Genomic DNA, 20,909 nt, shown 5'->3' with positions numbered 1-20,909 from the left:
GGGTTTCTATGAAGCAGAAATTCTGGATTGTTTTGATTTTCATGGCACTCCTTTTTTCCGGTTGCGCCAGAACGAAAATTGTCGACCAGCTTAGTATCCTGCATACGATTGGATACGACAGAGATGAGGCCGGCCAATTTAGAGGTACCTTTCTTTATCCTGATTATACACAGGGCAAAAACAAAGACAGTATCCAAATCAGAAAAGCGCGGGGAAAAACCTCCAGTATGATGACGGCCAGGTCAAACGAACAGACAAAAAAACCAATCGAGTTGTCAAAAACACAAGTGTTTGTCTTCGGTGAGGATTTTGCGAAACAAGGAATTGGCCATATTATTGATACCGTTTTTAATAATCCAATTATTTCGACAGATATTCAGACAGCTGTTGTTAAACCTTCTGCTAGAGAATTTCTTGAGCAAGTTCAGAAAAAAGGTTCACTGACCCTTTCGGAAACGATCGAACAAAACTTCACTACGCAATCCCTTCCGAGGACAAGCCTGCATCTATTTCTTAATGATTTTTACGGCCAAGGCAGGGATCCCTATATGCCTATTTTGGAGATGGGAACGGAAGCGAACGAATATGTGAAAGGTCTCGCAGTCTTTAAGGATGATAAACTCAAACTCACACTGGACAGCTATCAGACTTTTCTATTTGGCCTGCTTGACCGTTTCAATCATCAAGGGGTTTCTGAAGTCCCTATTCAAAAAGGCAAGAAAAAGGGCATATTTATACTCCGTATAATGAAGGAAAAGCCTGAATGGCGCAATATTCAAGGTGGAAGTTCTCCGAGAATCGATCTTTTGCTCAATGTGTTTGTTATCATCAGGGAGTACCCCGAATGGATCAACTTACATGACGAAAAGGATATTCATCTGCTGGAGCATGCAATCGAAATAACTTTAAAACAGGACATCGGAAAGCTACTGGATACGTTCAAGGAATATGGTGTGGACCCGATTGGCATTGGCGACAAAATCAGGGGAAGAGATAGGCGCTGGAATGAGCAGAGGTTCTATCGGGTGGAATACAAAAAACTTAAGTCAAACATTGATATTAGCACAACAATCATCCAGGCCGGTATCAAGCGGTAATGACAACGGGGGTAAAACGATGGCCATTGTCCAGGAAAGATATAAGGTTTCACCCTATCTTCTCTTTTTCCTACTCCAATCCTCCCAAGTTGGAACAGGAATTTTAAACTTTCAAACAAAAATTGCAACAGGAGCCGGGCAGGATGCTTGGGTATCCGTTCTATTCGTCGGACTAAGCCTTCAGGTCCTCCTCTTTATGGGCTTGATCGTTATAAAAAATAGTTCAGGCGAAAATTTGGCTTCTTTTCATATCGATGTTTTCGGAAAATTCATCGGAAAAACCCTCAACGTCGGTCTGGTTTTTTATTTTTTGCTAACCAGTTTTTTGTCCCTTTATAATTACGTCGATTTATTGCAAACTTTCGGCTTTGAACGAATCCCCGCGTGGGAATTAACTTTTGGCATTTGCCTCGTCCTCTATTATATTGTCTTGGGCGGGTTCAGAGTCGTTACCGGGGTCGCATTCTGGGGAGTTGTCCTTCCGCTTGTCTTTATACCTCCCTTTCTCATTACTCTTCAATACTTGGAACTCGAGAATATTATGCCGTTCTTCAATCATGGAGTGAAAGATTATGTCATTTCCGGAAAAGAATCGATTTTTATGTTTATGGGGTTTGAGTGCGTGTTTATTTATTACCCTTTTATAAAAAAAGGCGACAAGACGGCTAAATGGGCTCATTTAGGGCTGTTGGCAACGACATTATTATATTTTGTTTTAACGATCCTTACCTTTTTATATTACACACAAGGAAAATTGCTGCGCAGCCAGTGGGCGACGCTTACGATGATTAAAGTCATTTCCTTTACAATTGTGGAAAGCTTTGAATTCATATTTATCTTCGTCTTCTTCATCGTCATTGTTTCATCGGGCTGCATCTTGCTCTGGTCTGCGACTAGGACGCTGAAAATTTCGTTTAACTTCAAACCATCATGGTCATTATTTGGCATTCTTCTAGCTTTCTTTCTTCTTAACATTGGCCTTGAGAATATCATGTACGGCAGGAAGCTAAACGGTATTTCATCCTATATAGGTCTTTTCTTTTTATACTTTTATATCCCTTTCCTCTTTATTGTCAGCTTAGTAAAAAAAAGGATCGGACGTAAGCGTGGGGGTTCCGAAGCAACTTAATTTCGGGACAGTTTCCGAATAAAAGAATGGTTCAAAGTGAGAAGCATCAAGATGAATGGATATAAAATAGCGGAATAGCCGAGCCTCCAATTACCGTAATAAAATATTTTGGTTTGCAATGCGAAATATTCAAAACATAAAATTACCAGCGACCATGAAATGATATATAACGCTTTTTTACCCATTCGGCTTTGATAAGGATAAAAGTTCAAATAGAGGATATTTGCGGCGGGATAAATAATCAGCAGGATAAAGATGTAACCCCAATTTACTCCCTTAGTTAAAAAGCCATACAGATGAAGCTTTACATCCAAATACAGATCAACAAAGGATCCAAGAAAAGCGGCAAATAAGGAAGTCGTATACATTTCCAAGTATGAAATCCGTTTTGGGATGAAGATAATCGCTGCAATTAAAACGAACGCCGTAATAGTTATGATGACCATTTCAATCACCCCATACATTCTGCAGATTATTATTGATAAGATTCCCAAGATGGGGTCGTTTTATCGAGTAATATTGGAAACACAAAATAGGCCGGGCAACTGTATAGCTACCCGGCCCATTAAACGTATAAGTATTGGTATACTTAGCGCTTATCTTTCTTGTCTTTTCCTTTTGAAAGCCTTCCCACAAGGAAAGCACCTGCGGCAACCCCAAGAATCGTGTTTGTCTTTTTGTTGAATACCTGCTTGAAAACAAGGGTCAGATTTTGCGGCCTTTCTGCAAGGCGGCGCATGAAGTAGCCGTACCAGTCTTTTCCGAATGGCACATACGTGCAGAAATTATAGCCTTCTTTTGCAAGCTGAAGCTGCATGTCCCTACGGAAACCGTAGAGCATTTGGATTTCAAATTTGTCGTTCGTAATACTGTGTTCTTTCACAAATTGCTTAACATGATTAATGATGTCATGGTCATGTGTCGCAATGGAGGTAAACTTGCCGTTCAGCAAGTGCCATTCGATGATGCGGATATAGTTCGCGTCAATCTCGCTTTTGTTCTGATAAGCAATGTCGGCCGGCTCTTTATACGCGCCTTTTACAAGACGGATGCGCATATGTTGATACTTTTCAACTTGATTTTGCGCATCGTGCAAATAAGCCTGGATGACAGTTCCCACGTTCTCATAGTCGGCGGAAAGTAAATCGACTAGTTTCAACGTTGCATCCATGTGGCTGGAATCTTCCATATCAATATTGACGAACATGTCATATTGCGCAGCTTTTGCAACAATTTCTCTTACATTTTCAAGACAGAAATCAAAGTCGATATCAAGGCCAACCTGGGTTGGTTTAAGCGAAATATGGGCATCCACCTGATGATCATGGATCGCCTGGATGACATTCAGGATTTGCAGCTTCGCTTCGGTCGCTTCCTCTTCTTTAAAGACGAATTCACCTAGATTATCGACAGTCGCGGAAATTCCAAACCTATTAAGCTCTTTAATGCTTTCAATCGTTTCTTCAATCGTTGTGCCTGCGACAACATTTTGCGCGCCCAGCTTCAAGCCGTAATTTTTGGCTGCTGCATTCAGAAGTTGATTTTTTGAAAGTCCGATAAATAAGTCTCTTAGCATCCCTTTTGCTCCTTGCTATTTTTTCTTTATTATAACATGCTCCCCTATCAAAGTTATTAATAATTTAAACTAATAATATTTTCCTGCAATAACATTTACTCTTGTCTGGATTTTTTCCAGCAGCAAATAGGCGGTCATCATTTTTGTCATGCTGGCAGCAGGATAAGGGGTATTTTCGTTTTCAGCTAGAATGATTGTATTTGTTTCCGCATCCATCAATATGGCAGCTTTTGCGTCTATATTCGGGCCCTTTATGTAAAAAGTTGAATAGGCCAAACCAACTGCGAGGACAAATATAATCATAAGTGCAGCCAACAGTCTACGAATATTTTTCATATTTTTATACCTTTCCGAGTTTTTCATTATTTATCCTGCAGTTTCATGGATTCTGAGATAATATTCTAAATTGTTCACCATCCAAAAATAAATTACTGAGAGAAATTTCTTCCTGACTCTATTTGTCTAGCTCTGGTTTTTTGATAGTATTAGAGTCATCTTCACCAGCCTGGGATTAGACTCTAGGAGTTCAAGTCTAGCCAAGACAGCCATCATAAACTCATAGTGTGCATATCCCCGAGCAGTGATAATTTTCTCTCCCGCTACGATGTCACAGTCACAGTAAATGCCGTCCTTGAAGTAATGAGCGAAGTGGTCTTTTATATGAGGCATTGTTGTAAATTTTCCATTCAGTAAACCTGCCGAACCTATGATGGCAGTAGACGCGCAGTTGGACGCAATCAATCCATTAAAACTTTGCAAAAATCTCTTAGCATCTGTTTGGTTTCATAACGCATTCTTTCTCCCCCTTTAATAAAAAGAAGTCTTATTGAAAGCATTTTTAAGGACTAGACAGCTTTCCGAAAAAAATAAGCAGGAACTGGCTCCTGCTTATTTTTTCTACCCGTCGCTTTTCCCCAATCAATTTGACGAGTTATCATTTCAATTTGTTTCCACTTTAAGGGTAAGTTTTTGATTACTAAGGAAGAGGATCTGCAGATTGTTGAATTAGCTTAAGTTCCTTTGTAACTGCAATTGCATTGATTATCGAATTAGCCTCTTTAATCATATCCCCCTTGCCTTGGAAATGCAGATAAATAATTCTTGGCTTCTCGTTAAGCCAGTGGTTGTGGATGGCTGTAATTTCAAGTCCGCCCTTGCGTAACTCATCAAGGACGGGATTGACCTCATTTTGCAGCAACGCCATCTCCCCCATAACTTTCATCTGTTCATCAACTTTTTCAAAAGCCAAATCAAAAGCCAAATCCATCATTTCCTGCGAGACTTTTTTTCCCATATGCATCACATCTAAATTTTTCCGGACAATTCTTACCTTGCATACCCCATCAGCTGCCTCGACTTTCGTTTTAAAAATCTGCTCAAGTACCTTGCAGTCAGTGTTTTGTTTTGCGTAAATATAATCTGGGAAAAAGATAGAGCAAAAAAATAACCCAATAATGATTAATTTTTTCATACTGCACCTCCATCACTAGCTTCCCACCAGGCAACCTTTCTATGTAAAAAAAGCCTCAGGTCCATCACCTGCAGGCTTTAACCGTCTCCATCCGGTATGACAATTGGATTTACTTCACTTCCGCCCTTTCCACCCCCATTATAATATTGAGGGACTTTTCCAGGCAAAAACAAGTTACCTATCGAAACTGAATTTACCACATTGATATCTTTTTCTACGAGGGGAATAATTACACTCATCTGTATATTCGTTTTGACATACACTTCCAAGTAAGTATTATTAATTCCCGTTTCCTTTATTTTCGTTTCAATATTTGCTATTACATCCCCCACAATTTCAAACCTGACTGGTACTTTCGGACCTAGATTGGAAAAGAGGGTGTTATTTGTAGCCATTCCGATTGGAATTTCATAAATAATGCCTCTCTGCTTTTTGGACTCATCAGCATTAAATTCTTTAAATGCTTCTAGATCTTCTATATTTCCATCCTCAAGTAAATTTAGATACCTTTGGATTTTTCTGGTCGTCTCAGCGATAACCCGATTGGAGACCCTTGGGTTAAAGCTATAGCTGACTTCCCCAGAGTTGTTGTGGACAATAAGTAACTCATTAACATCAATGTTTGCCGTTACGTCTTGCGCTATTGCCTTGTTCACGGCCTGAGATGCAAACTCCCTCGCCTTTGTTTCAGCAATTTTTATTAGGCTTGGCTCAATGTGTTTGTTAATAATGTTCAAGCTTTGGTAAGTAACGATGATAAACGTCACTAACGTGATCAAAAGCACATATTTTAAAGGCAGTGGTCCCCGCCTCTTGCGATAGCGCCTTCTGATTTTCATCCACAGGACCTCCCCCGGGTAAGCCTAATACTTGTATATGCTTCCGTAAGCCGGGGTATTACAGGAGGGGATTGTTAATAGGTTTATCAGCAAATTCATTTCAATCCACGCATCCACGAAGGAGGCGACACGCGGCCCTGGCGCTTCACTTAATTGAATAAATCCTGCATTTTTCATAAAAGCTTGTTTTGCCAATGTTGAGCAGCTTGGCCGCTTCTTGGCGATTCCCATCCGCGGCTGCCAACGCATTCATGATGGCCTGTTTTTCGGCTTCGGCTATGATTTCCTTCAACGGTCTGACCGATTCAACAGAATTAGATTTTGTTTCAATTGCTTGTTTCCCAGCGGATATTTCCTGATCACGAAGGTAAAGCGGAAGATGGTGAATTTTGATTGTATCCCCATCCAGTACATTAATGCAGCGTTCCATAACGTTTTCCAGTTCACGGATATTGCCCGGCCACGAGTGCTTTTCCAAGATTGCAACAACCTCCGGGGACAAGTCCGTAAATTTACGGTGAAACTTTTTCTCGAGCTTTTCCACAAGTTTTTCGGCTAAAAGTTTAATGTCCTCTTTCCGGTTGCGAAGTGGTGGGATTTCAATTTTTATCACATTCAGCCTGTAATATAAGTCCTGGCGGAATGTGCCTTCTTCCACCATCTGTTCAAGATCCCGGTGAGTCGCCGCAATAATCCTGACATCCACCTTGACACATTTCTGGCTGCCTACCGGATGTACTTCCTTTTCCTGCAGTACACGGAGAAGCTTGCTTTGCATCGCCAGCGGCATATCGCCGATCTCATCAAGAAAAATAGTACCTCGGTTCGCTAACTGGAATTGGCCTTTTTTCCCGCCTCTTTTTGCACCAGTAAACGCCCCGTCCTCATACCCAAACAGTTCAGATTCAAGCAAATGCTCAGGAATGGATGCACAGTTAATAGCGACAAACGGAAAGCCATTCCGCAAACTGCATGAATGGATGGAATGGGCAAACAGCTCCTTACCTGTGCCAGATTCCCCAAGCAGCAGAACCGCCGATTTACTGCCGGAAGTTCTTTCTGCGAGTGTTTTCGCTTCCATGAAGGCCCGGCTTGTCCCAATGAGGTCGGAAAAGCTATATTTACTCGTTAGCTCTTTTTCTAATTTTGTTTTATAGTATTTTAACTCTTCGACAAGATGGTGAATTTTCCCCTTATATGAATGCAATTCTTCCGGATTTTTAAACATGACAGTCCCAACGGCTCCTACCAGTTCACCCGATACAATAAGCGGAAACCGGTTAGCAATCATTTCGGAACCATTAATGTGATGGACGGCTGCAATTTCAGCCTGACCGGTGCGGGACACAATATGCATTCTTGTATTCTCTATCACTTCCTGGACAGGCCTTCTCATCGCCTGTTCCACAGTTGTCCCGAGAAAATTGCAATAGGATTCGTTGATATAAAGAATGATGCCGTCACGGTCGGTCACAACGATTTTCTCAGCAGATAGATTAATAATTTCCTCAAGCCAATGCACAGGAATGTCATCAATTCGTACGTTCACCATTTCCCCACCTTTGACAGACTATTACGGTAATTATAACAAGGAACTTCAAGAAATGTACCCGTTTTCAATCGTTTTACAAAAAAGAACCCTGTCCGGAACGCTGGACAGGATTGATGGGACTAGAAAGACAGAGATAGTAAACTAGCCATTCTTCTATTGGACAGTATAGCCTCCATCAAGGATGACTGCCTGGCCAGTAATTCCCCGGCCTTTATGACTTGCCAGGAAGATGGCGTAGTCTGCAATCTCTGATACTGATAAAAGCCTCTTCTGTGGAACTAGCGGGTAAATGACTTCCTCAAGGACGCTTTCCAATGGAACGTTCCTTGTCTTGGCAAGGTCGCCAAGCTGGCCGCGGACGAGCGGTGTATCGACATAGCCCGGGCAAAGTGCATTGACAGTAATTCCATCTGCAGCGCCTTCAAGGGCGGCCACCTTGGTCAGGCCGATTACCCCATGCTTCGCGCTATTGTAAGCAGCCTTTCCGGCAAAACCGATTACACCATTAATGGAAGCCATATTGATTACGCGGCCAAAGCCCTGTTTTTTCATCATTGGAAATACGCTTTTAATGCCGATGAACGGGGCGGTCAGCATGACTTTTACAAGCAGCTCAAACTTTTCGGTTGGGAATTCTTCGATTGGCGAAACAAACTGCAGCCCTGCATTGTTGACCAGGATGTCGATTTTACCGAACTTTTCAGCTGCAGACAGAAGGGCATTTTTATATGCTTCTTCATTCGTGACATCACATGGCGCGGAAAATGCCTGAAAGCCTTCGCTGCGTAGCGTTTCTGCTACATGCTCACTCTTTTCCGCATTCAGGTCTGAAATCACAACCTTCGCCCCTTCTTTGGCAAAAGCAGTGGCTATTTCGAGTCCAATCCCGCTTGCTGATCCAGTAATAAAGGCGACTTTTCCATCTAACTGTTTCATAATAAACCTCCCTATTTGTTTAACACTCCCTTTTTAGACAAGGCCGAACATAGAATAAAGGCCAATAATGACGAATACTGCCAATGTTTTAATGATCGTTACCGCAAAAATGTCCCGGTATGATTGCTTATGGGTCAAGCCCGTAACAGCAAGCAACGTGATGACCGCCCCGTTATGCGGAAGCGTGTCCATACCGCCGGAAGCCATTGATACAACTCGGTGCATAACTTCAGGTGGAATATTTGCCGCAGCAATCGCCGCATTGTATTTGTCAGCCATCGCACTTAACGCAATCCCCATTCCTCCGGAAGCCGAACCAGTAATACCAGCAAGAGTAGTTGTTGTAACCGCGCCATTTACAAGTGGGTTTGTAAATGTATTGGAGATGCCGTCGCTTATTTTCGCGAAACCAGGAAGAGATGAGATAACTCCCCCAAATCCGTACTCGGAAGCTGTATTCATTGTGGCCAGGAGCGAGCCTGCAATAGCTAGGTTAAGGCCTTCCTTGAATTTAAACGTTACACGCTTCCAGTTATAAAACAAAGCTGAAATGATTCCCACAATCAAGGCCATTTCAACGGCCCAGATTCCCATAACCGCCGATACATCTACAGTAAATGCATTGAGGCCGATGGCGGCAAAATCAAACCCTTCAGGATACCATTTTGGAATCAAAGTGATAAACAATTTATTCGTCACTCCGACAAGGACGAGCGGTACAAATGCCAGGATTTGTCTTGCACGGGATTGTCCCTGTGACATATCCGGAACCGATTCATTTTGTTCTGTGGCAAGCTGTTCCGCGGCTGCGGCATTTTCAGAATCGAAACCGAAGTATCCTTCTCCGGCTTCCGCAGCTTTTTTTCTTCTCCATTCGAGGTAAACCATTCCTAATGCAAAGACGAAAATCCCACCGATAATACCCAGAATAGGAGATGCGTAAATATTAGTCTTAAAAAATGACGTCGGGATAACGTTCTGAATCTGCGGGGTGCCGGGTAAAGCATCCATTGTAAATGTGAATGCGCCGAGTGCGATTGTACCCGGAATGAGCCGTTTAGGAATGTTGGACTGCCTGAACATCTGGGCAGCAAACGGATAAATGGCGAAAACAGCTACGAACAGGCTGACCCCGCTGTATGTCAGAATGGCGCCCAATAAAACGATTGTCAAAATTGCCCTTTTAGCACCAAGCCAGCCAACAATTGTCTTGGCGATTGATTCTGCAATGCCGGACATCTCAACTACTTTCCCGAATATTGCCCCCAACAAAAATACAGGGAAGTATGATTTGATGAATCCAACCATTTTTTCCATGAAAACACCTGAATAGAATGGCAGGACATGGCTTGGTTCAATAAGTACGACAGCTAAGAGTGCACAGATTGGCGCGAAAAGAATGACAGAAAACCCGCGGTAGGCGACAAACATTAGAAGCCCAAGCGCTAAAAGAATACCGAATAATTCCATGTAAATCCCCCTTCACTTTTTGTGCGAGCTCCATTTCATCCCCTTGGTAAGCGTTTACAAAATGAAGCTAGCAATCTAATTAAGATGCAAGTATCGTGCCATAAAAATAATTAAACTTGAAAAATTCCATTATTTATTAAAATAATTGAAAAATACCCACTTTTCAATCATTTTAACTCCTTTCATTATTGCTAAATCACTTATTAATTGTTTGTTTTTTTCCGTAATTCCGGAAAACCGGACAAGTTTCACTCCGGAATTCCGGAATCAAGGAAGTTTGACTCTTATCTATTTTCCTTCCATTTCTACAATTGTAGCAATTCCTTGGCCGCCGCCGATGCACAAAGTCGCTAAACCAAAGCGGGCTCTCTTGCGTTTCATTTCATGGAGCAGGGTGACAAGTATGCGGGCGCCACTTGCTCCGATTGGATGTCCAAGCGCGATTGCCCCGCCGTTTACATTCAGCTTTTCCTTTGAGATGCCAAGCTCGCGACCAACACTCAAGGCCTGGGCGGCAAACGCCTCATTCGCCTCAATCAAATCGATTTCCTCCATGGAAAGACCAGCTTTTTGCAGTGCTTTCTTCACTGCAGGAACTGGCCCAATGCCCATAATACTAGGATCCACCCCCGCTGTGCTGTTTGCCTTAATGACTGCGAGCGGTTCGATGCCCAATTCGACTGCTTTCTCTCTGCTCATCACAATCAAAGCAGCTGCCCCGTCATTAATTCCCGAAGCGTTTCCAGCTGTAACAGTACCATCTTTTTTAAAAGCAGGCTTTAGCTTTGAAAGCTTTTCCGCGGTTATCCCCTGGCGCGGGAATTCATCTGTATCAAACCTGATTGGCTCCCCTTTGCGCTGCGGAATTTCCACTGTCACGATTTCATCCTTGAACTTTCCTTCCTTAATGGCTATTTCAGTTTTTTGCTGGCTCCAGGCTGCGAACTCGTCTTGTTCTTCTCTTGATAATTCGTATTTGCCGGCGAGGTTTTCGGCTGTGGTCCCCATATGATAGTTGTTGATCGCACATTCAAGGCCGTCTTTTATCATGCTATCTAAAACCTTGCCATCGCCCATTCTATAGCCGCTTCTCCCGTTAGGCAGTAGATAAGGCGCCATACTCATATTCTCCATTCCGCCTGCGACAACAATTTCGGCATTGCCAGTTTGTATCGCCTGTACAGCAAGATGGACCGCCTTTAACCCCGAGCCGCATAGCTTGTTGATTGCCATCGAAGACACTTCAACAGGTAATCCGGCCTTAAGTGCTGCTTGGCGGGCGGGCCCTTGGCCAAGACCGGCTTGAAGAATATTGCCCATGATCACTTCGTCTACCTGTTCTCCACTGATTCCCGCCCGTTTTAAAGCTTCCCGAATTACTATTGCCCCAAGCTCTGTTGCTGGCGTATTGCTCAATGTCCCCATAAAACTGCCTATTGCAGTCCGGACCGCACTTACAATTACAACATCACGCATATCTTCTCCCCCTATTTTTACCTTTTTGTGTAAACCTAAAGCGTGTTTTACCTATAATAAAGCTGGATTGACTTTAAATGATGCTTCAGTTTTTCCCCTAACTTCCTCAAGAGTTGCTCCCTCTTGCAATTCCTCAAGCAGGAGTCCTTCCGGTGTAACACGGAATACCGCCATCTCGGTCACAATCAGGTCTACCACTCCTTTACCGGTCAACGGAAGCCGGCATTCTTTAAGGACTTTGGAAGTTCCGCTTTTTGCGCAGTGCTCCATCGCGACGATTACCTTTTTTGCGCCTGTCACAAGGTCCATCGCTCCCCCCATGCCAGGAACCATTTTGCCAGGAACCATCCAGTTTGCAAGATTGCCCTTTTCATCAACTTCAAGTCCACCAAGCACAGTTACATCCACATGCCCGCCGCGAATCAGTTCGAATGAAAACAAGCTGTCAAAAAATGCTCCTCCGGGAATAATCCCTGCCGGCTGGCCTCCCGCATTGACAAGATCAGGATCTATTTCCCCTTCAAGCGGCTTTAGGCCGATATAGCCGTTTTCCGATTGCAAAATAACATTGACATCTTCCGGCAGGAAATTCGGTATCATAGTCGGTAGTCCTATTCCAAGATTGACAACATCACCGTCTTTCATTTCTTTTGCAACACGCGCTGCAATGATTTGTTTTGGGCTTAAGAGTGTAATAGTCATTATTGGCAGCCTCCCTGAACCAAAATTTTATCAACTAGAATACCCGGAGTCATGACCTCATCCGGATCAATCTCGCCTACCCCGACGACTTTCTCCACCTGGGCAATCACAACGTCAGCAGCTAAAGCCATCAGCGGATTAAAGTTACGAGCGGAACGGTGATAAACAAGATTCCCCGCTTTATCAGCTTTATAAGCTTTAAGAATCGCCACCTCTGCCCTAAGTGGTTTCTCAAGCAGGAATTCACGCCCATCAACCGTGATGACTTCTTTGCCTTCCTGGACAACTGTTCCTATTCCAGTTGGTGTTAATACTCCGCCAAGACCAGAGCCGCCAGCACGGACACGTTCAGCCAAAGTTCCTTGGGGAACTAGTTCAACCTCCATTTCTTCTGCAATCATTTGCCTTCCGGTTTCCGGATTTGTTCCTATATGCGAAGCAATAACTTTTTTTACCCGGTGATTAACAACCAGTGGCCCGACCCCGGACTCAATGAAGGCGGTATCATTTGCAATCAGTGTAATGTCCTTAATGTTTTTTTCTAGCATAATATCAACGAGTTCCTGTGGAGTTCCCACCCCCATAAAGCCGCCCGCCATCACTGTCATTCCGTCCCGGAAAAACGAAGAAACTTCTTCTCTTGAAATTACTTTGTTCACCCTAAAAACACCCCCGAATGTATTTGTACGTGAGGTTGTTCTTTCTCACACCATTCTAAGATGCAAGAAGTGTGCCAAAGTTTAGATGTTCACAATTTTCCCGTAAAAAGAACCTGCTACTGAAGCAGGCTCGATTCCGATTCATGCCATTCTATTTTTGTTAAATAGTATTTTGTCTGCTCTATCAAGCAAACTCCACCCCAATTGTTAAGGCCTTCTGAAGCCGAATGATTTCATTTCGGATCGTTGAGAATTTTTGCAGTTCTGGGATTTGTCTTGGCACTGGCGGGAGATTTTGTTCCACTGCCCTGGCCATTGTTTCAAATACATAGAGCAGTTGCGCCAGTTCCTGGTCGGAAAGAATCGGCCTCTCCTCATATTTCAAGGCAGAATCAAGATAGTAACCCAATAATTCGATTGAAAAGATGGCGGGCCATAACGATTCCAGTTTGCTTTTCCCAACCGCGCGCTCACCTAGGGCGGACGTGTAAATCGTAATCAGGTTCACCAGGTTGACATGCATTTTTCTCCGCTCGCCGCTTTCATGAAAAGACATTTTTTTATTGTCCTCTGAAAACAGCCCGACCACATATTGCCCCTGGCTGCGAATTGTTTTTGCAAGAAAATGATTCAACTTGCTTGAAGCTGCCTTACGCCCAAACAACAGGACCCCTGATAAACCAATCAGGCTGCCAATAACAATGTTCTCGGCCCTGGCTGACGCAAATAGGGTGAAGTTATGAATGCTCGTTGAATATTCGGCAATCAACAAAGCTGAAGGCGTAATGAACACTACTGCCAAGGCATAGTTTCGGACAATGAACAGCTCTGTCAGGAAAGTAAGTACAAAAATCGTGGGCACGACCAAGAAGGCATTCTGGATATTGAGCAGGATGACACTTGCAATAATAAGCCCAATCATCGTACCGAACGTTCGCTGTATGGCACGGTGAAATGTCGCAACGATTGTTGACCCGAGCATGACAGCTGCACACGAAAGCGGGATCCAATACGGCCGCTCAACTGGCAATGCATAGGAAATAAGCGAAGCAACGATGAGAACAATGCCGTATCTCAGAGCAGATAAAAAAACAATTGAGTTCTTATCAAAAGCACCAAGCAACTGCGATTTTACTGAGGGCTTGACAATTTTTACAGATTGTTCAATTTTTTCGATCGGCTCATTCATAATGGCATCCGCGTCATAAATTTTCATGAATAAATTGGCAATCCTACCATTGCTCATTTCAGGCTGCAGAATCTTAGCCTCGTTTTTCTTCCGCGAGCCAATTGCCCCGGCCAGTGCCAGCAAAGACTGGCTGATTTCTAGAGGAAGCGCCTTCCCATTACGGGTTAAATCAAGGATTTCCAAAAACAAACGATTGGCATGATCGTTCAGTAGATAAAGGCGTTTATATTGTTCACTATGAGTCCAGAAAGAGTAGCCAGAGAGGAGAATCGCTTCCGCCTCTTTTAAGGCAGTTACCGTTTTATACTGTTCTTCGCTTTTCCCCACCGCGGCCGATACCGCAAAATTGGCAAGCTGGCTATACGCTTTTTTCATTGCTGCAGTTTCGGGACCATGCGGATGAAAAAACCAGCCAGCCATGCTAATCAGCCACGATAATAATCCTCCTAGTAAAACGAGGCCTGCCCGTATCCGCGCCTCGTCCGGTGTTGCGGGAAGCCCTGTTGCAATGGCAAAGCATAGAACGAAAAACACTGCAGAAGGACCGGGGATTTTGAGAGCGCCAAACAAAAAAATTCCAAGAGCACCTAGAACCCCGAGCCCAATCGCCATTCCGACCGGATAAGGGGAAAGAAGGATTCCCAATGCCATGGAAAAAGCAAGTCCCAGTGCCACTAAGAAGATCATTTTAGCACGCTGTGCGTAAGGCTGATTAAAGACGTATAAATACGCAAATCCCCCAATGCCGGCTGCAAGCCCATATCCCATATTTCCCATTAGAATTCCAATCAAAATTGGCAGTGAAGATGCCAATCCTGCACATAAAGCCTTTCGCCATGGAAATGGGTTTCTTTTGAACATAAAAGCACTTTTAAAAGTTTGAAAAACTGTATAAATATTAGATTTATTCGATGTTTTATTTGCGTTGTCCATCCATTTATCTGCCTAAAAATACATTCAGGCAAAACCCTCCCTTATCACAATACTTTTCATATTATACGCCTATTTTCATTTTATACATGAGTGTCTGCTCATGAATTTCCTCTCCTCCTTCCTTCTAAACTAAAACGATACGTGAGTAGTTTTTAATTTTTTTAAAAAAACATTTTGATTCCCTCTTTCCTTCATCTACCAGCATTGTAAACGCTAACATATTACTTAAAGATTCTAATTTATCAGACTAATCTTATTTTTCGACTTGAAAGTGTTAAAGGATGGGTGTATTATAGACGGAAATCTCAGAAAAGTTAGTTATCGGTTTCACGTACTTCATTTGCAGCTTTTCTGGGACATACCAAATTATTTTAATCACTAAGAATATAAACCTAGCGAATGGTTTAAGAGGAGTGAATGTGTTTTGGGCAGTCAGTATATTTTTCTTGGTGGTGAGTTTGTAAGGAAAGAAGATGCGGTCGTTTCAGTTTACGACCACGGTTTTCTTTACGGCGATGGAGTTTTCGAGGGAATCCGTGTTTATGACGGAAATGTCTTCCGGCTGGATGCCCACTTGAAAAGGCTGTATGAATCGGCCCATTCCATCATGTTGGCCATTCCCTATACAGCCGAGGAAATGACCCAAATCATTGTTGAAACAGTAAGAAAAAATGAATTATCCAGCGCTTACATACGCGTGGTCGTTTCCAGGGGCATGGGAAACCTCGGGCTGGATCCGGCGTCATGTTCAATGCCAAGGGTCATCGTGATAGCCGAACCGCTGTCCCTTTTTCCAAAAGAACTATACGAGCGCGGCCTGAAAGTTGGTTCGGTTGCGACGAGACGGAACCGTCCGGATGTGTTAAGCCCGCAAATTAAATCCCTGAACTATTTAAACAATATCCTTGTAAAACTTGAAGCCAACCAGGCAGGCGTTGATGAAGCTCTCATGCTCAATGATCAGGGCTATGTAACGGAAGGGTCTGCCGACAATATATTAATTATCAAAAACGGGGTCATTTTCACCCCACCTGTCTATCTTGGCGCTCTGGAGGGCATTACCCGAAACGCCATTATCGAACTTGCCAAGCAAAATGGTTATGAAGTCAAAGAACAGCCATTCACTAGGCATGACGTATATATAGCGGATGAAGTGTTCCTTACGGGCACTGCCGTAGAAGTGATCGCCGTCATTGATGTGGATAGACGAAAAATTGGGGATGGCAAGCCGGGACCGGTTACGAATCATCTCCTCGAAGAATTTAGAAAGCTAGTTACAGTAGATGGCGTCCAATGCTACCCGGAGGCCAAACAAAAAGCAGTAGTGGGTTAAGGAGGTCAATATGCGAAGCGACATGATTAAGAAAGGGTTCGACAGGGCCCCGCACCGCAGCCTGCTTTATGCAACCGGAGTGAAAACAAGCGACCTTGATAAACCGTTTATCGGAGTTTGCAATTCTTATATCGACATCATTCCCGGCCATAAGCATCTGAATGTTTTTGCTGAAGTCGTCAAGCAGGCAATCCGCGAGGCGGGCGGCGTCCCGTTCGAATTCAACACGATTGGTGTTGATGATGGAATCGCGATGGGCCATATTGGGATGCGTTATTCCCTGCCGAGCCGCGAAATTATCGCCGATAGTGCGGAAACCGTTATTAACGCCCATTGGTTCGACGGGGTTTTCTATATCCCGAATTGCGACAAGATTACTCCCGGCATGCTGATGGCGGCAGCAAGGACGAATGTCCCTTCGGTTTTCGTTTCAGGTGGTCCGATGGAAGCCGGCGTTTCGTCAACAGGAAAACCCCTTTCACTCGTTTCTGTTTTCGAAGGGGTGGGAGCGTATAACAAAGGAGCAATTACCGAGAAGGAACTATTGGATATTGAAACGAATGCATGTCCGACCTGTGGCTCATGTTCAGGCATGTTCACAGCAAACTCAATGAACTGCCTCATGGAAATGCTCGGCATGACTGTTCCTGATAACGGAACGATTGTTGCCACTTCCAATAAAAGGCACGAATTGATTAACAATGCGGCGAAACACTTGATTGACCTTATCAAAAAAGATATCAAACCGCGCGACATTATGACGAAGGCAGCTTTTAATAATGCCCTTGCACTTGATATGGCAATGGGCGGCTCAACGAACACAGTTCTGCATACATTGGCCATTGCCCATGAGGCCGGAATTGATTATGACCTGCAGGACATCAACCGGATTGCTGAAAAGGTTCCTTACCTTTCAAAAATAAGTCCAGCTTCCGATTATTCCATGGAGGATGTGCATCATGCCGGCGGAGTTAGTGCCATTATTAACGAGTTGTGTAAAATTGACGGGCTGATCCACAAGGATGCCATCACCATTACAGGAAAAACCCTTTATGAAAATATAAAGGATGCTGAAATTACAAACGATCAGGTCATCCGCAGAAGGGATAACCCTTACAGCCCGGTAGGCGGTTTGTCCATCCTGTTCGGCAATCTCGCACCTGACGGCGGCGTCATTAAAGTCGGAGCGGTCGATCCATCGATCAAGAGATTCACCGGCGAGGCGATTGTGTTTGAATCGCAGGAAGAAGCCCAAGCTGGAATTGACAGCGGCATCGTCCAACCAGGGCATGTTGTTGTCATCCGGTATGAGGGGCCAAAAGGCGGTCCGGGAATGCCGGAAATGCTTGCTCCTACCGCTTCCATCGCCGGACGCGGTTTGGATAAAGAAGTCGCGTTGATTACGGACGGCCGCTTCTCCGGAGCCAGCCGCGGCATCTCAGTTGGCCATATTTCACCCGAAGCGGCTGAAGGCGGTCCAATCGCACTTGTCGAAAATGGCGATCTGGTCATCATCGACCTTGAAGCCCGTTCCATCAATCTGATTATTGATGGTGAGGTTTTGGAAGACCGGCGGAAAAACTGGGTGAAGCCGGAACCGAAAATCAAAACCGGCTACCTTGCAAAATACGCCAAACTCGTCACCTCGGCCAGTACAGGCGGAATCATGAAATTTTAAAAAACTTGCATATGTGCATATCGATAAATCGATGACGGGAATAAAGGAATAAGAATTCGGTATTTACAGAGATCCGGGGATGGTGGAAGCCCGGAAATACCACTTATTCCGACATCATCCCTGAGTGTTAAGCTGAACGGGCCAACCCCCTACTAGGCTCGACCGGGTGTTTTTCAGCACCTGTTACAAAAACGGAGCGGATCACTTTTTTCGCTCCATGAGGCGGCAGTTGTAAGACTGTTGCAAATCCGGGTGGTACCGAGGAAAGACACATGCCTTTTCTCCCCGAAAATCCAGCTGTTATTCAAAACGGCAGGAATTTCGTGGGGGAAAAGGCTTTTTTTATTGATGGCTGTGTTAAAGACGATAGTTGATATCCAACACAGTTGATTGGAGCGAAAGGCGCGTAGACTCCTCGAAAATGCTATCGCATTTCCTTCGTGCGATGATTATTCGCAGAAGCGGGTTTGTCCTGCGGGAGAAAAGGTCAGTGGGAGACCCCACAGGCGCTTGCGCCGAGGAGGCTCCCAGACCGCCCGCGGAAAGCGAAGCGCCTGGAGCAGAAATCAACAACCTCGTATATGAAATTAAAAATCTGGAGGGATGACAACGTGAAAGTGGAAACAATGCCGGCCATCGAACGGGCCGTAGCACCGAAAACGGGTGCCGATGTCCTAATCGAATCATTAGTAAATGAGGGCGTGGAAACGATCTTTGGATATCCTGGAGGGGCCGTTTTACCCATTTACGATGCCATCTATCGGGCCAGGGACCAAATCAAACACCTTCTTTTCCGGCATGAACAAGGCTCCATTCATGCTGCCGAAGGATATGCCCGTGTAACCGGAAAGCCCGGCGTCGTGATTGCGACATCCGGCCCGGGCGCAACCAACCTGATTACCGGAATCGCCGATGCGATGATGGACTCACTTCCGCTCATCATCTTTACTGGCCAAGTTGCAACTGGCGTCATTGGGACAGATGCTTTCCAGGAAGCGGATATCATCGGAATTACAACCCCGATCACGAAGCACAACTATCAGGTCCGGTCAATTGAGGAATTGCCAAGAATCATCAAGGAGGCCTTCCATATTGCAACCACCGGCAGACCCGGTCCGGTCGTAATTGATATGCCGAAGGATATCTCGGCCAATCCTGTTCCTAGAGGTGAAATGAATACGGATTTCCACCTTCCCGGATATCAGCCGACGACAAGGCCCAATCCGCTACAAATCATTAAACTGGCGGACGCTTTATCGAAAGCAAAGCGGCCAGTCATCCTGGCGGGTGCGGGCGTCCTGCATGGCAAAGCGGTCGTTGAATTAAGGCAACTGGCAGAAAGGCATCGGCTCCCGGTCACGACAACTTTGCTCGGGCTCGGCAGTTTTCCAGGCAGCCATGAGTTATCACTCGGAATGGCCGGTATGCACGGTACGTACACCGCGAACATGGCCTTGTATGAATGTGATTTGCTCGTGAATATCGGAGCCCGCTTTGATGACCGGCTGACAGGCAATTTGAACCATTTTGCGCCTAGCGCGAAAGTGGTCCATATTGACATCGATCCGGCTGAAATCGGAAAAAACGTCCCGACAAGCATCCCTATCGTCGCAGATGCTCGTGAAGCCTTGACTGAACTTTTGAAACAATCCTTTGAAGTGCTCCATCATGCGGACTGGCTAAGCAAGCTGGAGGAAAATAAACGGCACTATCCGCTTTGGCACGAAGATTATGGGCAGGCGCTCAGCGCACAGGAACTCATTCAGGCAGTTTATCATGCTTCAGGTGGCGAAGCGATTGTGACCACTGATGTCGGGCAGCACCAAATGTGGGCCGCCCAACATTATATCTTAAACAATCCGGACTGTTGGGTAACTTCCGGAGGACTTGGAACGATGGGCTTCGGCTTCCCTGCCGCAATCGGCGCCCAGCTAGCGGCACCCGATAAAACAGTCATCGCACTCGTCGGTGATGGCGGTTTCCAGATGACTCTCCAGGAACTAGGGGTCCTTCAGGAAAGGAATCTTCCAGTCAAGGTGATCATCGTCAACAATGGCGCACTCGGGATGGTTCGCCAATGGCAGGAAGAGTTTTATGAAGAACGCTATTCAGAATCCCTCCTCCCTGTCCAGCCCGACTTTGTGAAATTGGCGGAAAGTTATTCGATTAAGGGAGTGAAAATTGAAACGAAAGAAGAATTGAGGACGATTTTGCCAGAAGCACTGGCCTATGACGGCCCTGTCGTCATTGATTGCAGAGTTGTCTTAACCGAAAATGTCTATCCGATGATCGCCCCGGGCAAAGGACTGCATGAAATGATAGGAGTGAAACCATGAGACGGATCATTACGGCTACCGTTCAAAATAAAAGCGGCGTGCTTAACCGGGTGACAGGCCTTCTTCAGCGAAGGCAATTCAATATCGAAAGCATCTCCGTCGGCCAAACCGAAGTTGACGGCGTCTCAAAAATGACACTTGTCGTCGATGTGGAGGACAGCCAAAAACTTGAACAGCTTACTAAACAATTAAACAAGCAAATTGATGTTCTCAAAGTTTCAGACATTACCGATAAAGCACTGGTCCTTCGCGAGCTTGCACTAATTAGGGTCACAAGCAGCGGACAGCTCCGCAGGGAAATCAAAGAAATCATTGACCCATTCCGGGCGGCGGTCATAGACGTCAGCAAAGAAAGCCTCGCCGTCCAAGTAACCGGGAAACCCGAAAAGGTGGAAGCGTTAATTGAACTGCTTCGGCCTTACGGGATTAAGGAAATAGCCAGGACAGGCGTAACCGCCCTCCTACGCGGAAGCCAGCCACAAATAACCGAATTTTCTTCATACACTTTACAAATTTAAAACGGAAATTTTCTA

Annotated in this window: 18 protein-coding genes; 6 read left to right on the top strand and 12 right to left on the bottom strand. The window is 44.8% G+C overall.

Features of this window, described 5'->3' with window-relative positions; translation table 11 throughout:
- The first annotated feature begins 8 nt into the window (after window positions 1-8).
- Together D1B31_RS08260 and D1B31_RS08255 are read left to right on the top strand one after the other, a co-directional pair.
- Complete coding sequence (locus D1B31_RS08260; RefSeq protein ID WP_118920279.1) at window positions 9-1,097, top strand: Ger(x)C family spore germination protein; 1,089 nt, start codon at window positions 9-11, stop codon at window positions 1,095-1,097.
- Window positions 1,098-1,116: 19 nt separating this feature from the next.
- Window positions 1,117-2,226, top strand: a complete 1,110-nt coding sequence (locus D1B31_RS08255; RefSeq protein ID WP_158587496.1) for a GerAB/ArcD/ProY family transporter — start codon at window positions 1,117-1,119, stop codon at window positions 2,224-2,226.
- Here D1B31_RS08255 and D1B31_RS08250 read toward each other — a convergent pair.
- The 12 genes from D1B31_RS08250 to D1B31_RS08190 form a co-directional block, all read right to left on the bottom strand.
- Entirely contained in the window at window positions 2,223-2,672 is a 450-nt protein-coding gene (locus D1B31_RS08250) for a CBO0543 family protein (RefSeq protein ID WP_118920277.1), read from the bottom strand. The two genes, D1B31_RS08255 and D1B31_RS08250, sit on opposite strands and share 4 nt — an antisense overlap.
- 143 nt (window positions 2,673-2,815) lie before the next feature.
- Complete coding sequence (locus D1B31_RS08245) at window positions 2,816-3,802, bottom strand: proline dehydrogenase family protein (RefSeq protein ID WP_118920276.1); 987 nt, start codon at window positions 3,800-3,802, stop codon at window positions 2,816-2,818.
- A 69-nt stretch (window positions 3,803-3,871) separates the two neighbouring features.
- Window positions 3,872-4,165: a D-alanyl-D-alanine carboxypeptidase family protein gene (locus D1B31_RS08240; protein ID WP_118920275.1), complete on the bottom strand. Its 294-nt coding sequence runs from the start codon at window positions 4,163-4,165 to the stop codon at window positions 3,872-3,874.
- 613 nt (window positions 4,166-4,778) lie between these two features.
- The gene (locus D1B31_RS08230; protein WP_118920273.1) at window positions 4,779-5,273 is read right to left on the bottom strand and encodes a DUF1259 domain-containing protein; all 495 of its coding nucleotides are present in this window, start codon (window positions 5,271-5,273) and stop codon (window positions 4,779-4,781) included.
- Window positions 5,274-5,350: 77 nt separating this feature from the next.
- A complete protein-coding gene (gene yunB, locus D1B31_RS08225) occupies window positions 5,351-6,112 on the bottom strand; it encodes a sporulation protein YunB (RefSeq protein ID WP_118920272.1) in 762 nt (253 codons plus the stop codon).
- Between the two features lie 145 nt (window positions 6,113-6,257).
- Window positions 6,258-7,664 carry a sigma-54 interaction domain-containing protein gene (locus D1B31_RS08220; protein ID WP_118920271.1) on the bottom strand — a complete coding sequence of 469 codons (1,407 nt, stop codon included), beginning with the start codon at window positions 7,662-7,664 and terminating at the stop codon, window positions 6,258-6,260.
- Between the two features lie 153 nt (window positions 7,665-7,817).
- Window positions 7,818-8,600 carry a 3-hydroxybutyrate dehydrogenase gene (locus tag D1B31_RS08215; protein WP_204562997.1) on the bottom strand — a complete coding sequence of 261 codons (783 nt, stop codon included), beginning with the start codon at window positions 8,598-8,600 and terminating at the stop codon, window positions 7,818-7,820.
- Window positions 8,601-8,633: 33 nt separating this feature from the next.
- Window positions 8,634-10,070 carry a GntP family permease gene (locus D1B31_RS08210; protein WP_118920269.1) on the bottom strand — a complete coding sequence of 479 codons (1,437 nt, stop codon included), beginning with the start codon at window positions 10,068-10,070 and terminating at the stop codon, window positions 8,634-8,636.
- A gap of 288 nt (window positions 10,071-10,358) precedes the next feature.
- The gene (locus D1B31_RS08205) at window positions 10,359-11,546 is read right to left on the bottom strand and encodes an acetyl-CoA C-acetyltransferase (protein ID WP_118920268.1); all 1,188 of its coding nucleotides are present in this window, start codon (window positions 11,544-11,546) and stop codon (window positions 10,359-10,361) included.
- A 51-nt stretch (window positions 11,547-11,597) separates the two neighbouring features.
- On the bottom strand, window positions 11,598-12,248 hold the full coding sequence (locus D1B31_RS08200) for a 3-oxoacid CoA-transferase subunit B (RefSeq protein ID WP_118920267.1): 651 nt from the start codon (window positions 12,246-12,248) through the stop codon (window positions 11,598-11,600).
- Complete coding sequence (atoD, locus tag D1B31_RS08195; RefSeq protein ID WP_118920266.1) at window positions 12,248-12,907, bottom strand: acetate CoA-transferase subunit alpha; 660 nt, start codon at window positions 12,905-12,907, stop codon at window positions 12,248-12,250. Before atoD ends, D1B31_RS08200 begins: the two co-directional genes overlap by 1 nt.
- Before the next feature lie 184 nt (window positions 12,908-13,091).
- Window positions 13,092-14,957: an FUSC family protein gene (locus D1B31_RS08190; RefSeq protein ID WP_240035211.1), complete on the bottom strand. Its 1,866-nt coding sequence runs from the start codon at window positions 14,955-14,957 to the stop codon at window positions 13,092-13,094.
- A gap of 496 nt (window positions 14,958-15,453) precedes the next feature.
- Here D1B31_RS08190 and ilvE point away from each other — a divergent pair, with 496 nt between their 5' ends.
- From ilvE to ilvN, 4 genes are all read left to right on the top strand, one after another.
- Complete coding sequence (gene ilvE / locus D1B31_RS08185; RefSeq protein ID WP_118920264.1) at window positions 15,454-16,362, top strand: branched-chain-amino-acid transaminase; 909 nt, start codon at window positions 15,454-15,456, stop codon at window positions 16,360-16,362.
- Window positions 16,363-16,372: 10 nt separating this feature from the next.
- The gene (gene ilvD / locus D1B31_RS08180) at window positions 16,373-18,040 is read left to right on the top strand and encodes a dihydroxy-acid dehydratase (RefSeq protein WP_118920263.1); all 1,668 of its coding nucleotides are present in this window, start codon (window positions 16,373-16,375) and stop codon (window positions 18,038-18,040) included.
- A gap of 581 nt (window positions 18,041-18,621) precedes the next feature.
- Window positions 18,622-20,376 (top strand): acetolactate synthase large subunit, encoded by a 1,755-nt coding sequence (gene ilvB, locus D1B31_RS08170; RefSeq protein WP_118920261.1) that lies wholly within the window; start codon window positions 18,622-18,624, stop codon window positions 20,374-20,376.
- Window positions 20,373-20,894 carry an acetolactate synthase small subunit gene (gene ilvN, locus D1B31_RS08165; protein WP_118920260.1) on the top strand — a complete coding sequence of 174 codons (522 nt, stop codon included), beginning with the start codon at window positions 20,373-20,375 and terminating at the stop codon, window positions 20,892-20,894. Before ilvB ends, ilvN begins: the two co-directional genes overlap by 4 nt.
- Window positions 20,895-20,909: the final 15 nt, after the last annotated feature.

The organism is Neobacillus notoginsengisoli, assembly GCF_003515685.1.
In the GTDB taxonomy this organism is placed as follows: Bacteria; Bacillota; Bacilli; order Bacillales; family Cytobacillaceae; genus Bacillus_D; species Bacillus_D notoginsengisoli.
The sequence above is the reverse complement of the archived record's forward strand: the minus strand, read 5'-3'. Positions and strand labels throughout refer to the sequence as shown.